Raw genomic sequence first — 15,056 nt, 5'->3', positions numbered from 1 at the left:
CCGGCGATGTCGGAGATCTTCATCGTCGAAGGAGACTCCGCCGGCGGCTCGGCCACGACGGACGGCAGACACCGTCCGCGGACGGCACCGCCGGCGACGGCGACACCGCCCGCCAGGCCACCGCCCGCGCCGGTCAGGGCAGTCTGCGCGCCGGACTGCTGCGCACCGCCTGGACCCACATCGGCGGCGACCGGGTCGAGGGCGACAAGATCGTCATCCACGCCGACGGGGAACGCGGCGTGGTCCTGCGCGCCGTGGCCGCCGGCATCGTGGACACCGTCCGGCGCACCTTCCAGCCGCCGCCCCGCTGGGACGACGTCGTCGCCGACGCCTGGCAGCGCCGCTCGGTCGTGCTGCGCGGCCCCGGCGGCGCCGGCAAGACCGCCGCGGCCGTCCGACTGCTGATGTCCGCCCGGGCCACCACGTTCTACCTGCTGGACTCGGTCGCCGAACTCACCCGGCTGACCGAGCTCACACAGCTCGGCCGCGGCGCGGGCCTGCTGCTCGACCGGCCCGTCGACCTCGGCGAGTTACGCGGCTCCCAACTGGCCGGCCTCGAGGACCTGCTGCTCCAGGCCGGCGCCCACCTGGTGCTGATCGCCGGACCGGAGGCGGAACTCGGCCACGGCGTCGGCGAGTACGTCCAGCGCATCGGCCGCCCCGACCCCCTGCACGACGTGCTCGTGGCCCACCTGGCGCACCGGCTCGGCGAGACCGACGCCGAACGCGCCCTCGCCGCGACGGGCGTGCGGGACCTGTGCGAGGAACTCCTCGACCTGGGCGCCGCCTGCCGCGACGCCGCCCGGCTCGCCGAGGTCATCGGGCACGAGCACGGCGCCGGCGTCATCGACCTGGAACGGGTCCGCGCCCGGATGGACCAGACCGGCGGCGAAGGTCCCGAGGAGTGGTTCGAGGGGCTCGGCGACACCGGGCTGCGCACCCACGCCGTCGCCCTCGCCGTCCTCGGCGGACTGCCCCAGGAGTACGTCGCCATGGCCGCGAGCACCCTCCTGGACCGCTTCCGCAGCGACCGGGGCGTGCTGGCCGCCAGCGTCGAGCAGGGGCCCGTACCGCTGCGCCGGGACCCCTTCAGCCAGTCCCGCCGGATGCTCGACGAGAAGCTGCGCGCCCGCACCGTCACCGCCGTCACCCGGGGCGACAACGGCTGGCTGCCGTGCACCGTCGCCGAGTACCGCAACCCCGACTACCCGGCGCGGATCATCCGGCACGCCTGGTCGCAGTACACCATCCAGGGCGAACTCCTCGACTGGCTGGCCGACCTGGTCGACAAGCCCTCGCAGCAGGTGCGCAGTTTCGCCGGGACCGCGCTCGGCCTGATCGCCACCGAGTCCTTCGACGCCGTCAGCACCCTGGTCCTCCCCGGGTGGATCCGCGACAAGGACAGCGGGGAACAGCGCCGCGAGGCCGTCGCCTACGCCCTGCGCGTCTGCGCCCGCGACCCCGGTCTGCGGCCCGGGGTGCGCGCCCTCGTCGAGGGCTGGTGCCTCGGCGGACCCTGGCAGTTCCAGGCAGCCGCCGCCCGCGCCTACGGCCTGTGCCTCGGCGGCGCCGACCTGCCCACCGCCCTCCAGGCCCTCACCCGTCTCGGCACCGTCGACTCCGTCCAGGTCGCCGTCGCGATCGGTGACGCCGTCTCCGACCTGATGGAGGACGACGTCCGGGCCAACGCCCCCGCGGTCCTGCGCGCCCTGGCCGAGATGGCGCACGAACCGAAGAGCCGCCACACGGGACACCTGGCCTTCCTGATCCTCGCCAACGCCCTGGTCGCCGACGAGCCGCCGGCCGGCGGACTGCCCGGACGCAGCCGCCCCACCCTGCTCGGCCTGGCCGCCGACAGCCCGCCCGGCGGCGAACTGCGCCGCCTCATCGGTTACCTGTGGGCGGAGGCGATCAGTGGCGGGGTCTACTCCGAACCGGCCGGCAACGTCCTGGAGGGCTGGGCCGCCCAGGCGGAGACCGACCCGGAACTGCTCGGTGACCTCGTCCGCGTCCTGGTCGACGACGTCGCCACCCGCTCGCCGCGCGCCCGTCAGCTCCTCCAGCGCCACACCGCCCACTGGACCGACCGCGACCGCTTCCGTCCCCTGCCCCGCACGGCGGCCGTCCTCGGTGCCGCCCTGCGGGCCGCGCCGCCCGCTCGACCCACTCAGCCAGGAGGTGGCCGGTGAACGACCCGGTCTCGTTGATCGTCAACCGGACGCCGGTGCCCCGCATGGCACTGGGGCCCACCAAGGCGACCCAGCCGCACCTCGCGGTGGTGTACGCCACCGCGTCCGGCGAGGTGGAGTGCTTCGACGGCCGCCCGATGACCCCCTCGCAGCAGGTGTTCTCCAGGTACCGCACGCGCTACGAGGTCGATCTGCGCCCCCGGCAGCGCAGCGCCGTCCTCGGCCGCAACCCGCTGGTCTCCCGCGACGGCGTGCACGCCTTCGAGGTGAAGGTCGACTTCGCCTTCCGCGTCGACGGCTGGGAGGGCGCCAAGGCCGTGGTGCGTTCCGGTATCGACAATCCGCTGCCCCTGGTGCACAACTACCTCACCAGTCTCTTCCACGGCGCCGGACAGCGCTTCGCCATCGAGGACTCCTTCGGCCTCCAGCACTACCTCAACCAGAGGTGCGGCCGGCAGGTCACCCTCGCGGAGGGCCTGATCGTGTACGGCTGCCAGGTGACCGTACGGCCCGACGACAAGTCCAAGATCTACCTGGAGTCCCTGATCGAGGCCGGCCGGCGCGAGGCCCTCGGCCAGGCCGAGCACGTGCCCGACATGGGCGAGGTCCTGCGCCGGGGCCAGCTCGACGCCAAGAAGCAGGAACTGGAGATAGCGGCCACCGCCCGGCAGGCGGCCGCGCTGGAGAACACCCTCACCACCAGTGAGGGCCTGATCCGGCACTACCTGATCACGCATCCGGAGGACGCCGCCGGCGCCTTCGAGATGATGCGCAAACTGGAGGAGGCCCGGTTCGCCACCACCGAGCTGCAGAACCAGCGCGCCCTCGGCCTGCTCCAGCTGATGGCCGAGAAGAACCTCGTGCAGGCCGGAGACCTCGACGCGACGCGGCAGCTGCTGACCGACGCCGTCGGCCGGGCCACCGGCGGCGAGGCCCAGCTGCCGCCCGCCGCCACCCCGCAGCTCACCGGCGCCCGGCCCTGGGACGCCCCGCCGGCCCAGCTGTCCGCGGCACGCGCCGCCGCGCCCGCCCAGGCCCCGCCGGCGTACACCCCCACGCAGACCCAGCCCACGTACACCCCGCCCGGGCCCACCGGCCCGGCCGCCGCCGCACCCTACGGCGAGTCCCCCGGCTCCACCGTGGCCGGCGACCCCGTCCCGCCCTACGCCGGACGGCCCGCCACCCCCGCCTACACCGCCCTGATCTACCTGGTCCTCGACGAGTCCCTGGACCGCACCTGCCTGGAGGAGCTCAACCGGGGCCTGAGCGACCTGCACTCCGCGCTCTCCTCCGCCCCGGAACTCTCCACCACGCTCCGGCTGTCCGTCCTCGGCATGGCCGCCACCACCGAACCCCGGCTCCAGCTCGAGACGGTCACGCCCGGTACCCGCACCCCCGTCCTCACCGGGCGGCCGGGGCTGTCGTACGCGCACGCCTTCCAGCTGCTGAGCACCGTCCTCGGGCAGGACGTCGGCGTGGTCAAGGCCGAGGGCGCGCAGGTGCTGCGGCCCATCGTCCACTTCGTCACCGGCGGCACGCCCGAGGAGGGCAACGGCTGGCGCGACGCCCACCGCACGCTGACCGACACCACCGGCAACCCGGCGGCGCCGCACGTCATCGCGCTGGGCCTGGGCCGCGCCGACACGTTCGCGATCCGCGCCGCGGCCACCCGGCCCGAGTTCGCCTTCATGGCGCCGCCCCACCAGGACGCCGTGTCCGCCGCGCACAGCTGTGCCGCCTTCCTGCGCGACAGCGTCGTCGGCTACGCCCGCCGGATCGCCGCCGGCGACCCCCAGTTCGCGGTCGGTCCGCCCGACGGCTTCCGGCGGGCCGAGGACGCGTTCTGACCCGCCCGGCCAGGTTCCACGACCCAGCCAGTTCCCACCACGCAAGAACGGAAAGACGATGATGGAAAGCAACCGGGGGCACTTGCTCCCCATCTACGTCCTCGCCGACGAGTCGGGCTCGATGACCGACCACATAGACGAGCTCAACGACGGTCTGCGCTCGCTGCACCAGGCGCTGCTCGGCGAACCGATGGCCGCCGCCAAGGTGCGCTTCTCGGTGCTCGGCTTCTCCGACGACGTGGTCGAGCGGGTCCACCTGGTCGACCTGCGCAGCGCGGGCGAGTTCCCGCGGCTGCGCACCCGCGGCATGACCAGCTACCGCAACGCCTTCGAGGACCTGATCGTGCGCATCCCGGGCGATGTGAACACCCTCAAGCGCGAGGGCTACCAGGTGCACCGGCCGGCCGTGTTCTTCCTCAGCGACGGACTGCCCAACCACAACGAGGACTGGCACGACGCGCACCGCCGTCTCACCGACCGGGGCACCACCCTCGGCGCGCCGAACATCATCGCCTGCGGCATCGTGGACGCCGACGCGCAGACCATCAACGAGGTCGCCACCCAGCCGCAGTTCGGCTTCATCGTGAACAAGGGCGTCGACGTCGGCAGCGCCATCGCCAAGTTCTGCACGGCCCTCACCCAGAGCGTGATCCGCTCCGGGCGGTCACTGGGTTCGCCGTCCCCGGAACTGGTGGTGGACAAGCCGGAAGGCTTCACCGTCGCGATCGATGTGATCTGACGTGGCCATGTTTTCGCACCGCCGGTCCGACGACGACCCGGGGGAGCGGCGGCGCGTTCCGCCGCCCGGCCCGGCCCCGGACCTGTACCCCAGGGAAACCGCCGGACCCGGTCCGGCCGGCCGGCCCGGCGAGGCCGGCCACGCCCCGGTCCCCGGCGACCCCTACGGCCACGGCGGGCAGCCGGGGGCCCAGGACTGGCCGCCCGGCGTGCCGTCCGTGCGGACACCGGCGGCCGCGACCGCGCCCGCACCCCCCCGGGGAGAGCTCGCCGACGCCTGGCGGCCGCTCTCCGTGGACGGCGCCGTCCCCGCCTTCGACCCCAGGCCGCCCACCGGCGGGCTGTCGTACCGCCCCGACACCGTCTGCGACGGCTGGTCGACCAGCGCGCTGGACCTGCGGCTGGCCTCGGTGCGCGGCTACGCCCACCGGGCCGAGGGCCGGCCCCGCGAGGACGACGCGGCGGCGGCCTGGGACGAACTCACCGGCACCGTCGTGTTCGCCGTCGCCGACGGCGTCTCCGACGCGCGCGAGCCGCACATCGGCTCCCAGCTGGCCTGCCGCAGCGCGGTAGACGAACTCCTCGCCCAGGTGCGGGCGAGCGGCGGATCCGTCACCGACTGGCGCAAGCTGCTCGGCAACGTCCACTGGCAGCTGGTCGAGCAGGCCCGCCGCATCCTGCGGGCGCAGGACACCCCGAGCGTGGACGACACCGCCGCGCTGCTGGCCACCACCCTGGTCGCCGGGGCGGCCACCCCCACCGCGGAGGGGGTGCGGGTGGTCCTGGTGTCGGTGGGCGACTCCGGGGTCTGGGTGATCAAGAACCAGGAGGTGTACCCGCTCAAGGGCGGGAAGTCGTTCGGCGCGGACGGGCTGCTCTCCTCGTCCGTCCGGCCGATGCCGTACGTGCCCGCCGACGCCGCGCCGTTCGAGTACCTGCTGGACCAGGGCAGCGTCCTGCTGGTCGGCACGGACGGCTTCGGCGACCCCCTCGGTGACGGGCGGGGCGCGGTGGCCCGGCTGTGCGTGCAGGAACTGTCCCGGCCGCTGCCACCGCTGGCCTTCGCCTACACGCTCGACTTCTACCGCGAGACCTTCGACGACGACCGCACCCTGGTGGCCCTGTGGCCGCGCGGAGGGGCACCGGGAGCGGTGCGATGAACGACGTCAGGGTGCCCTGGACACCCGCCGAGCACCTGGGCGACTATCCCGCGCACCGCCTGGGCGGCGGCGGCCAGGGCATCGTGTACGGGGTGCCGGACCCGCACGGGAAGTTCCCCGGGCAGTCCCTGGTCTACAAGGAGTACCTGCCGGACGTCCCGTACGACGGCGACGTGCTGTACGACATGGTCTGCTTCCGCCAGCTCCTCGACCCGGCCGGCCGCGCCTTCCTGGACGACCGGCTGACCTGGCCGATGGTGCTGGTGTACCGGGACGCCACGCCCACCGATCCGCGGCCCTCGCGCAACCCGCGGACCGCGCTCACCGGCTTCCTCATGCGGCGGGTGGGCCCGGAGCACGAGCTGCACAGTCCCGTCCTGAACGGGGTCAAGCAGCAGGCGATGGAGTTCCTGCTCAACGACGACTCCTACAGCGCCCGCATCGGGCTGCCCGTCGACGACGCGCGGCGCCTGGAGCTGCTGCTCGATCTCGCCCGCACCGTGGAGCGGCTGCACGGGCACGGCGTGGCGGTGGGCGACCTGTCGCCCAAGAACGTCCTGTTCACCCTGCGCGGGCAGGCGCGCTGCCTGCTGATCGACTGCGACTCCATGCGCTTCCGGGGCAAGGACGTGCTCGCGCAGGTGGACACCCCGGAGTTCGAGGTGCCGGCCGCGGAGAAGGCCACCGCCACGGTCGCCACGGACTCCTACAAGTTCGGGCTGCTGGCCGCACGGGTGTTCAACCGCAGCCAGGAGAGCAAGGACCTCGCCCCGCTCAGGGCCGTCTCCACCCAGCTCGCGAACCTCGCGGCGCGCGCCCAGAACCAGGACCCGCAGCGGCGGCCCCGGCTCGCCGAGTGGATACCCGTGCTGGAACTGGAGCACGGCCGGGTCAGGCACGCCACCCCGCCGCCGGTCGTCACCCCGGATCCGAATCCGTCGCAGTCGCCGACCGTGACCGCGCCGACTCCGACCGCGCCGACCCCCGTCCACATCCCGTCGACCCGTCCGCGGCAGCCCGCCTCGACGGGCAGCCGGTGGTTCGGCTGGCTGCTGGCCGCGCTGCTGGTCGGAGTGGTCGGCGGATACGCTGCGACCCACGTGGACGGCTCGGCCGGCGCGGCCGGGTCGGACGGTTCCTCGTCCTCGCCGCTCCCGGGGACGCCCAGCGAGAGCACGTTGACCGACGGCGGCTCGGACACCGGCGAGAACTCCCCGGACCCCACCGACGGGGCGACCCCCTCCGGCGTGGCCGTGGCCTCCTGGGCCACCGTCGACTACTCCCAGGTCGCCGACGAGGACGGCGCCGAGGACGTGGCCAGGATGTTCGCCCGCTTCTTCGGCGCGATCAACGAACACCGCTACGACACCGCGCTGAAGTACTACGACCCGGACACCGGCGTGGTCGACCTCGGCTCCGCGTCCTCCCGCAGCAAGTGGAAGGAGGTCATGTCCACCACGAAGGACACCGACTTCGTGCTCGGCGGCCTGTCCTCGGACGGCCGGTACACCCTGGCCACCCTCGGCTTCACCAGCCACCAGGACGCGGGCTACGGCCCCGCGGGCAGCCCCGACGACACCTGCGACCAGTGGACGATCACCTACCAGCTGACCGACTCGGACGGCTACCGGATCTACAAGGCGCCGCGGGACGGGGTGAGTTACACATCGTGCTGAGCGATACCGCGTCGGGGCTCACCCGCCGAACGCCTGCCGCTTCAGGTGGTCCACCGAGCGCACCAGCAGCGCCTGGCGGCCTGTCATGATCCAGCCCTGCGACCGCCACTGCTCCAGGACGCGGCTCACCGTGCGCCGTGAGGTCAGGAGCAGGCCGGCCAGGTCGTCCTGGGAGAGGGCGAGGCCGATGCGGTGGCCGGTGCCGTCGGGGTCCGGGTGGCCGCAGCGCTCGACCAGGTCCAGCAGGAGGACGGCGAGCCGGGCCGGTACCGGCTCGGTGATGCCGGCGCGCTGCAGGTCGGCCTCGCGCAGGCGCTGCGAGAGGGTCTGTTCCAGGGCCGCGGCGACACCCGGGCGGGACCGGGCGAGCACCTGGAAGCGGGGGGCGGACAGGTTCAGCAGGTCGGCCGAGGTGGCCGTGACCAGCGAGGCGGAGCGGCGCCCGCGCTCCACCGCGGCCTGCTCGCCGAGGAGTTCGCCGGGACCGCGCAGCGCGAGCAGGGCGCGGTAGCCGGCGTGCGACTGGGCGACCACCTTGATCCAGCCGTGCAGCAGGACCACCAGGTGGTCCGAGTCCTCGCCCTGGGTCAGGAACTGCCGGTCCGCCGGTAACGACACCCGGGTGGCCGCCCGCAGCAGCGCGGCCCGGTCGTCCGGGTCGAGGGCCGCCCAGAAGGGGGCGGGACGGATCGTCACGGCGCCTCGCCTCCCGTCGACGTCCACCGATGCACCGGAACGGCATCAGTGTGGCCCCGCCGCATCCTTGTGAAACCTGCCCGGGCCGGTGAATTCGGCCCGTGACCGTACGGCGCCGGAGTGCTTCCTGTTCCTCCAGGGGCTACCGCGCGGTAACCGCTTGCCCCTACGCTGCCGCCAACTCCGCTACCTCGAAGGGGATTTCACGTGCGTACGGTCAGACGGCTGGCGGCGCTGCTCGGTGCGGCCGCGATGGTACTGGTGGGACCCGGTAACGCCCACGCGGCGTCGGGGAAGTTCTCCGAGACGACCGCGATCGGTACGCACAACGCGTACGACAAGTCCAAGTACACGTACTTCGCCCAGGCGTTGGACTCGGGGGCCTCGCTGCTCGAACTCGACGTCTACGCCGACAGCCTGAGCCACCGCTGGCGGGTCAGCCACAGCAACCCGCTGGGCAACGACAACAACTGCGAGTACGCCAGCACACCGAGCGACCTGTACAGCAAGCAGCGCAACCAGGACCTCGGCAGCTGCCTGGACAACATCGCCGCCTGGAACCAGCTCCACCCCGACCACGCGCCGATCGTGTTCAAGGTCGAGATGAAGGCCGGCTTCAACGACAACGCCGGTCTCGGCCCCGACGAGTTCGACTCGCTGGTCGCCTCGAAGCTGGGCGGCAGCGTCTACAAGCCCTCCGACCTGCTCGGTTCCACGTACTCCACCCTGGACGCGGCGGCCAAGGCGAACGCGTGGCCCGGCCGGGACGCCCTGAAGGGCAAGTTCCTCTTCGAGCTGATCCCCGGCACGGTGGAGGAGTCCAACCCCTTCGACAGCTACTGGACCGACGAGGAGTACGGCGACCACCTGCGGGACCTGTACGCGGCCGGGAACATCTCGGCGGCCCAGGCCTTCCCCGCGGTGCTCGGCGCCGCGAGCGGCGACCCGCGCACCAGCCGCTACGACGCCTCGATCCGGCCGTGGTTCGTGTTCTTCGACGGTGACGCGGCGGCCTACGTCACCAACGGCTGGGCCACGTCCTTCTACTCCACCAACCACTACATCCTGATCATGACGGACGCGGCCGGCGTCTCCCCGGCCATCTCCTCGACCGACCCGACGGACGCCGAGGTCGCGGCCCGGCTGTCCCTGCTGGCGGCGGACCACGCCAGCATCATCACCTCCGACTGGTCGGCGAAGCCGGCCTCGGTGCTGGGGTCGGTGACGACCCGGGGCTGACGGGCGCGAGCCGGAATTCCGGGGCCGGGGCCGGATCACGCGTGCCGAGGCGGGGCATAAGCCAGTCAACTCCTGTCACCCCACGGACACTCAGGAAGTTCCCCCATGGTGCACGGCATCGACGTGAGCGCGTTCCAGTCCTCCTCGTACGGTACCGACGGTCTCTCCTTCGTCTTCATCAAGGCGACGGAGGGCCGTTCGTACGTCAACCCCAGACTCTCCGCCCAGACGAAGACCGCCCGGGACGCCGGCCTGGTCGTCGGCTTCTACCACTTCCTGTGGCCCGGCAACCTCACCGCCCAGGCCGAGTACTTCCTCCAGCACGCCCCCGAGAAGGCCGGCGACATCCTCGCCGTCGACTGGGAGACGACCGGCGAGGGGACGCACGCGAGCAACGCGGAGAAGGACCGGTTCATCCGGAAGCTCAAGGAGTTGCGGCCGCACAACCGGGTCGTGCTCTACGCGAACCGTGACTTCTGGCTGAACGTGGACACCACCTCGTACGCCGGTGACGGCCTCTGGATCGCCGACTACGTCACCGCGGGCAAACCCCGCATCACGGCCAAGTGGCGTTTCCACCAGTACAGCAGCGAACCCCACGACAAGGACGTGGCCGACTTCGCGAGCACGGCGGCGCTCCGGGAGTGGGCCAAGGGCACGTGATCCGGTTGGCGAGGCCACGCAGGCGCGCTGCCCGTAGGATCCGGGTGTGGGAGACAACCGCCAACCAGCAGGGCCGGACCGCCTGACGATCACCCGCTCGTCCGTCGACGGCGCCGACGTCGTCACCGTGCGCGGGGAGATCGATCACGACACCGGTGATCCGCTCCGCCAGGCCCTGGACATCTCCGTCGGCCGCTCCGCCCCGCGGGTCGTGGTGGACCTCGGCGGGGTGACGTTCATGGACTCCAGCGGCATCAACATCCTGATCGCCGCGCACCACGCCGCCCAGGCGGCCGGAGGATGGCTGCGCCTGGCCGCCCCGACCGGATCCGTCCTGCGCACCATGCGGCTCGTCGGCCTCGACACGGTCATCGCCTGCCACCCCACGCTCCGCGAGGCCCTCGACGCCTGACTCCGCGGCCGTCGCGCGCCCGCGGGTGTGGGCGGACAGGCGTGGACAGGCGTGGACAGGCATGGACAGGCATGGACAGGCGTGGGTGGGCGTCCCGGGGTACCCGGAGGACATGAAACTGCGTCTTCCGGGGCGGAAAGACCCCCACGGCAGTGACGAGGTCCCCTCGCCCGAGGAGGCGGGGCCCGGCCCCGAGGTCGAGCGGCGGGCACCGGACGCGCCGACGAAGCTGCCCGGGCACGCGTGGAAGGCGGTGCTCAGGGGCAGCCTGCGGGAGTTCCAGGACGACGAGCTGACCGACCGGGCCGCGGCGCTGACCTACTACGGCGTGCTGTCGCTCTTCCCCGCCCTGCTGGTGCTCGTCTCCCTGCTCGGGATCACCGGGAGGTCGGTGACCGACAAGGTGCTGGTCAACCTCAGGCAGCTCACTCCCGGCTCGGCCCGTGACATCATCACCCGGGCCGTCGAGCAGCTGCAGGACAACGCCGGCACCGGCTCGCTCGTGGCCGTCCTCGGCCTCGTGCTGGCGGTGTGGTCGGCGTCCGGCTACGTCGCGGCGTTCATCCGCGCGGCCAACCGGGTCTACGACATGCCCGAGGGCCGCCCGGTGTGGAAGGTCCTTCCGGTGCGGGTCGGCCTGACGGTCGTCCTGATGCTGCTCGCGGTGGCCAGTGCGCTGATCGTGGTCTTCACCGGGGGGCTGGCCCGTCAGGCCGGCCGGGCGCTCGGGATCGGCGACACCGCGCTGACGGTGTGGTCGGTCGCCAAGTGGCCGGTGCTGGTGCTCCTGGTCACGTTCATGATCGCGATCCTGTACTGGGCGGCCCCGAACGCCAAGGTGAAGGGCTTCCGGTGGATCACCCCGGGCAGCTTCCTCGCCCTGCTGATCTGGATGGCCGCCTCCACCGGGTTCGCGTTCTACGTCGCGAACTTCGGCTCGTACAACAAGACGTACGGCACCATGGCCGGGGTCATCGTCTTCCTGGTCTGGCTGTGGATCAGCAACCTCGCCATCCTGCTCGGCCTGGAGTTCGACGCCGAGACGGTACGGCAGCGGGCGATCACCGGCGGCCTGCCCCCGGACAAGGAGCCCTACACCGAGCCCCGCGACACCCGGAAGTGGGACGAGGAGGACCTGCGCCGGCTGGACGACCCCTGAACCCCGAGCAGGACAGGTCCCGTCACCATCCGGTCCGGGAGCGGCAAGCAATACCCGGATATCACGTTCATTCTTCCTGGCACGTTCAGCTCGATGCCGACCGCACGGGCCATGGCGGTCTTCCTCCAGCTGAGTTGAGTGGAGCAGGCTCGCCAAGAAGGAATACCGGTCAACAGGCCTGAGTCAAACCGACTCAAGTCTTATCCACCCTCTCCATGCAAGGCTCCCGTGACCTGCGCCTATGCCGGGACTTCGCACAGCTGCACCAGTCCCCCCACGATCGCGTCGATCTCCCGGGCGCACTCCTCCAGCGCCTCACGGGACCTCCCCCAGGGGTCCGCAACATCGTCCTGGCGGGGCGGGACCGGGGCGACGCGGCCCCGGCGGGCGGCGGCGGCCGCGACCACGCCGGCGAAACCGCCCGGGCCCTGGGACCACCCGTCCTGCTCCGCCCGCCCGCCGGCCAGCCGCACGAACTCCTTCAGGGTGAAGCAGCGCCGCAGGGCCGACGGCGCCAGCCGTACGGCCGCCTCGCGGTGCTCCCGGGCGAGCCCGAGCACCACCGCCGCGCCCAGCACGAGCGGGGCGGTGAGCCGCTGCGAGACGAAACCGGATCCGTCGCCACCCAGCCGCTCCAGCACCGCCCGGGTGGCGTGTTCCATGCCCGCACCGGGCCGCGCCCGGGTACCGGCGCTCTGCGCCCGCACCGCCGAACCCGGCGGCAGCCGAGCGGCCAGCAGCCGCTCGGCGAGCACCGAGCGGTGCACGTTGCCGGTGCAGACGAACAGGACCCGGGTCACCTCTCACCCGCCGCCCGCGCCCCGGCCGGCACGACCGGCTCACCGGGGGGAACCGACGGCCGGGGCGCGGGCAGCTCGCCGTAGTCCCGGTGGTCGTAGCCGCCGCCCTTGGGGACCGGAGCCATGCTGAAGACGGTGCCCAGGGGGCGCACGCCCACCCGCTCCAGCGATTCCGCGGCGGTGCGCACCCGGTCCCGCTTGGTGCGGGCGGCGCGGACGACGAGCAGCGTGCCCTGGGCGAGCGAGGCGAGTCCCACCGTGTCGGCGACCGGCAGCAGCGGCGCGGTGTCGACGATCACCGCCTCGTGGAACTCCGCCAGCTCCGTCAGCACCTCCGCCATGCGCGCCGAGGCGAGCAGCTCCGTGGGGTTCGGCGGTACGGCGCCGCTGGCCAGCACCGACAGCCCGCCCGCGACCTGCTGCATGACGTCCGCGACACGCGCCCGCCCGATGAGCACGGTGGTCAGGCCGGCGTCCTGGACGAGGCCGAAGGCCGGGGCCACGCAGGGACGGCGCAGGTCCGCGTCCACCAGGCAGGTGGAGACGCCCGCCTCGGCCAGGGAGAGGGCGAGGTTCACCGCGGTGTTGGTCTTGCCCTCACCGGGCACCGAACTCGTCACCACGATGATCCGCGGCGGGTTGTCGACCTGCGAGAACTGCAGGTTGGTGCGCAGCTTGCGGAAGGCCTCGGCGCGCCGGGAGTGCCCGCCGGCGGTGACGAGAGGCTGCTTGGGCGCGGTCCTGTCGTACGGGATGACGCCGAGCCCCGGCAGTCCGGTGAACTCGCCCAGCGCCTCGGCCGTCTTGAGCGTGGTGTCGAGCGTCTCGCGCAACGCGACGACACCGGCACCGAGCAACAGGCCGCCGAGCAGACCCGCGGCCAGGTTCAGCAGCGGGCGGGGCGCGACCGGGACGGCGGGCGGGACGGCTTCCTGGGTGATCCGGAGGGACACGGGGGAGGTCCCCCCACCGGACCGGCTCTTCGGCTCGGCGCCGGACACGCCCTTGGGCGTCTCCAGCCGCTCCACGACCTCGGTGAACCGCTCCGCCACGGCGTTGGCGATCCGCGCCGCGCGCCGGGGCTCGGTGTCCCGGACGGTGATGTCGATGAGCACGGTGTCGAGCGGGGCCTGGGCGGTGATCCGGGACGCCAGCTCCTCCGGCGTGGCGCGCAGTCCCAGCCTCTCCAGCACCGGCACGGTCACCTGACGGGTCGTCACGATGCGGGCGTACGACTGCACCCGCGCCTGCGAGAAGCTCTGACCCTGGCTCAGCTGGGCGGTGTCACCCCCGTCTCGCGTGGCGACGAACAGCTGGGTTCCGGCTTCGTAGACCGGGGCGCTCAGGCTCGTCGCGGCGAGTGCCGCACCGACCGCGAGGACCAGGCAGACGACGACGGTCGGCCAGCGTCTGGCAAGAGCCTTCAGAAAGCCGTGGAGATCCAAGCCGCACCCCTCATCGAAATCATCGGGCCGAGGGAACCACCCGGATGGGTACATTCCGTTCCCTGTGGACGCAGCCGACCCTAGGGAGTCGCACGCACCGAACGGGGGAGCCACCCGCATACGGGGCCACCGCGGGCACCACCACTACCCCATCCGGTGACTCCTCGGCCGCGTTGCACCAACGGACGCCTTATATCCCACTTTTTCCTTGTATCAAGATCTCGGCGACGGCCGACGCCGCCGTCCGGCCCGGACGGAAGTCGAGGAGAGTGCACATGACGAGATCGCCCCGATGGCGAGGCGCCCTGGCATCGGCCGCATCGGCCGCCGTGCTCCTCGCGGCGCCGCTGGTGGGCGCGCAGACCGCGCACGCGGAGCCCGGCCCGTATCCCCCGCCGTATCCCGCGCCGTATCCCCCGCGGCCGCCGGCGCTGACGCTCACCGCCACCACCGTGCACGCCGGAGACAGGCTGGGCTTCCGGGGCACGGGCTTCGTTCCCCGGCAGCGGGTCGATGCCGTCCTGAGGTCGGTCGTCGTCGTGCTGGGGAAGTTCAGGGCGGACGAGCACGGAGTGGTCACCGGCACGGTGACCATCCCGCGGCGCACCAGTCCGGGGCTCCACACCTTCAAGCTGATCGGCCGGGACCCCGAGCGGAGGGCTTCCGCCCGGATCCGGGTGCTGCGCCCGAAGCACCGGGCAGACCTGAACGGGCCCGACGACGGGCAGCCCACGAGCGCGGGCCCCGCGGACGAGAGCGGTCGGACGGCTCTGGCCGGGGGCTCGGCCGCGGCGGGGCTGGTCTCGCTGGGCGGCGGCACGATGCTGGCCATGCGGCGCCGCCGCAGTCGCAGTTCATGACGGACCCGGACCCGCGCACGGTGTTCCGATGGCGTCCCGGCCTGCGCCGGGACGCCGTCCGTCTGACCGGGACGGGCCGCCCGGCCGGGCCGGCGGGGGGCCGGGGCCCCCGGCGGGGGGGCGGGCCCGGGGCCCGGGGGGGGCGCGGCCGGGGCGGGGGGGGTGGGTATTG

13 protein-coding genes are annotated in these 15,056 nt (G+C 73.0%); 10 read left to right on the top strand and 3 right to left on the bottom strand.

Annotation, left to right across the window (positions count from 1 at the left end; all coding sequences use genetic code 11):
- The 5 genes from ABZX30_RS35630 to ABZX30_RS35610 form a co-directional block, all read left to right on the top strand.
- A partial coding sequence (locus ABZX30_RS35630; RefSeq protein ID WP_355941834.1) for a hypothetical protein occupies positions 1-2,189 on the top strand: 2,189 nt, incomplete at its 5' end.
- Entirely contained in the window at positions 2,186-4,036 is a 1,851-nt protein-coding gene (locus ABZX30_RS35625) for a hypothetical protein (protein ID WP_355941831.1), read from the top strand. The genes ABZX30_RS35630 and ABZX30_RS35625, both read left to right, overlap by 4 nt.
- A gap of 58 nt (positions 4,037-4,094) precedes the next feature.
- Entirely contained in the window at positions 4,095-4,775 is a 681-nt protein-coding gene (locus ABZX30_RS35620) for a hypothetical protein (RefSeq protein ID WP_355941828.1), read from the top strand.
- 7 nt (positions 4,776-4,782) lie between these two features.
- Positions 4,783-5,934 (top strand): protein phosphatase 2C domain-containing protein, encoded by a 1,152-nt coding sequence (locus tag ABZX30_RS35615; protein ID WP_355941837.1) that lies wholly within the window; start codon positions 4,783-4,785, stop codon positions 5,932-5,934.
- Positions 5,931-7,610: a lipopolysaccharide kinase InaA family protein gene (locus ABZX30_RS35610; protein WP_355941826.1), complete on the top strand. Its 1,680-nt coding sequence runs from the start codon at positions 5,931-5,933 to the stop codon at positions 7,608-7,610. Before ABZX30_RS35615 ends, ABZX30_RS35610 begins: the two co-directional genes overlap by 4 nt.
- An 18-nt stretch (positions 7,611-7,628) precedes the next feature.
- Here ABZX30_RS35610 and ABZX30_RS35605 read toward each other — a convergent pair whose 3' ends face one another.
- The gene (locus ABZX30_RS35605) at positions 7,629-8,306 is read right to left on the bottom strand and encodes a Crp/Fnr family transcriptional regulator (protein WP_355941823.1); all 678 of its coding nucleotides are present in this window, start codon (positions 8,304-8,306) and stop codon (positions 7,629-7,631) included.
- A 207-nt stretch (positions 8,307-8,513) separates the two neighbouring features.
- Here ABZX30_RS35605 and ABZX30_RS35600 point away from each other — a divergent pair, with 207 nt between their 5' ends.
- From ABZX30_RS35600 to ABZX30_RS35585, 4 genes are all read left to right on the top strand, one after another.
- Complete coding sequence (locus ABZX30_RS35600) at positions 8,514-9,545, top strand: phosphatidylinositol-specific phospholipase C domain-containing protein (protein WP_355941821.1); 1,032 nt, start codon at positions 8,514-8,516, stop codon at positions 9,543-9,545.
- 105 nt (positions 9,546-9,650) lie between these two features.
- Positions 9,651-10,208 (top strand): glycoside hydrolase family 25 protein, encoded by a 558-nt coding sequence (locus tag ABZX30_RS35595; protein ID WP_355941818.1) that lies wholly within the window; start codon positions 9,651-9,653, stop codon positions 10,206-10,208.
- Positions 10,209-10,254: 46 nt separating this feature from the next.
- Positions 10,255-10,620 carry an STAS domain-containing protein gene (locus ABZX30_RS35590; protein WP_355941815.1) on the top strand — a complete coding sequence of 122 codons (366 nt, stop codon included), beginning with the start codon at positions 10,255-10,257 and terminating at the stop codon, positions 10,618-10,620.
- 112 nt (positions 10,621-10,732) lie between these two features.
- On the top strand, positions 10,733-11,779 hold the full coding sequence (locus ABZX30_RS35585) for a YihY/virulence factor BrkB family protein (RefSeq protein ID WP_355941812.1): 1,047 nt from the start codon (positions 10,733-10,735) through the stop codon (positions 11,777-11,779).
- A 239-nt stretch (positions 11,780-12,018) separates the two neighbouring features.
- On the opposite strand, the gene ABZX30_RS35580 is transcribed toward ABZX30_RS35585, so the two are convergent.
- Together ABZX30_RS35580 and ABZX30_RS35575 are read right to left on the bottom strand one after the other, a co-directional pair.
- On the bottom strand, positions 12,019-12,579 hold the full coding sequence (locus ABZX30_RS35580; protein ID WP_355941809.1) for a low molecular weight phosphatase family protein: 561 nt from the start codon (positions 12,577-12,579) through the stop codon (positions 12,019-12,021).
- Positions 12,576-14,024, bottom strand: a complete 1,449-nt coding sequence (locus tag ABZX30_RS35575; RefSeq protein WP_355941806.1) for a polysaccharide biosynthesis tyrosine autokinase — start codon at positions 14,022-14,024, stop codon at positions 12,576-12,578. The genes ABZX30_RS35580 and ABZX30_RS35575 overlap by 4 nt, the downstream gene beginning before the upstream one ends.
- Positions 14,025-14,299: 275 nt before the next feature.
- Between ABZX30_RS35575 and ABZX30_RS35570 the strand changes: the two genes are divergently transcribed.
- Entirely contained in the window at positions 14,300-14,884 is a 585-nt protein-coding gene (locus tag ABZX30_RS35570; RefSeq protein WP_355941803.1) for a hypothetical protein, read from the top strand.
- Positions 14,885-15,056: the final 172 nt, after the last annotated feature.

The organism is Streptomyces sp. NPDC004542, assembly GCF_040610035.1.
In the GTDB taxonomy this organism is placed as follows: Bacteria; Actinomycetota; Actinomycetes; order Streptomycetales; family Streptomycetaceae; genus Streptomyces.
The sequence above is the reverse complement of the archived record's forward strand: the minus strand, read 5'-3'. Positions and strand labels throughout refer to the sequence as shown.

Excerpts from the sequence above, each read along its gene's own strand:
- ABZX30_RS35615 (WP_355941837.1), top strand. The coding sequence starts at position 4,783 with ATGTTTTCGCACCGCCGGTCCGACGACGACCCGGGGGAGCGGCGGCGC.
- ABZX30_RS35620 (WP_355941828.1), top strand. The coding sequence starts at position 4,095 with ATGATGGAAAGCAACCGGGGGCACTTGCTCCCCATCTACGTCCTCGCC.
- ABZX30_RS35610 (WP_355941826.1), top strand. The coding sequence starts at position 5,931 with ATGAACGACGTCAGGGTGCCCTGGACACCCGCCGAGCACCTGGGCGAC.
- ABZX30_RS35585 (WP_355941812.1), top strand. The coding sequence starts at position 10,733 with ATGAAACTGCGTCTTCCGGGGCGGAAAGACCCCCACGGCAGTGACGAG.
- ABZX30_RS35595 (WP_355941818.1), top strand. The coding sequence starts at position 9,651 with ATGGTGCACGGCATCGACGTGAGCGCGTTCCAGTCCTCCTCGTACGGT.
- ABZX30_RS35570 (WP_355941803.1), top strand. The coding sequence starts at position 14,300 with ATGACGAGATCGCCCCGATGGCGAGGCGCCCTGGCATCGGCCGCATCG.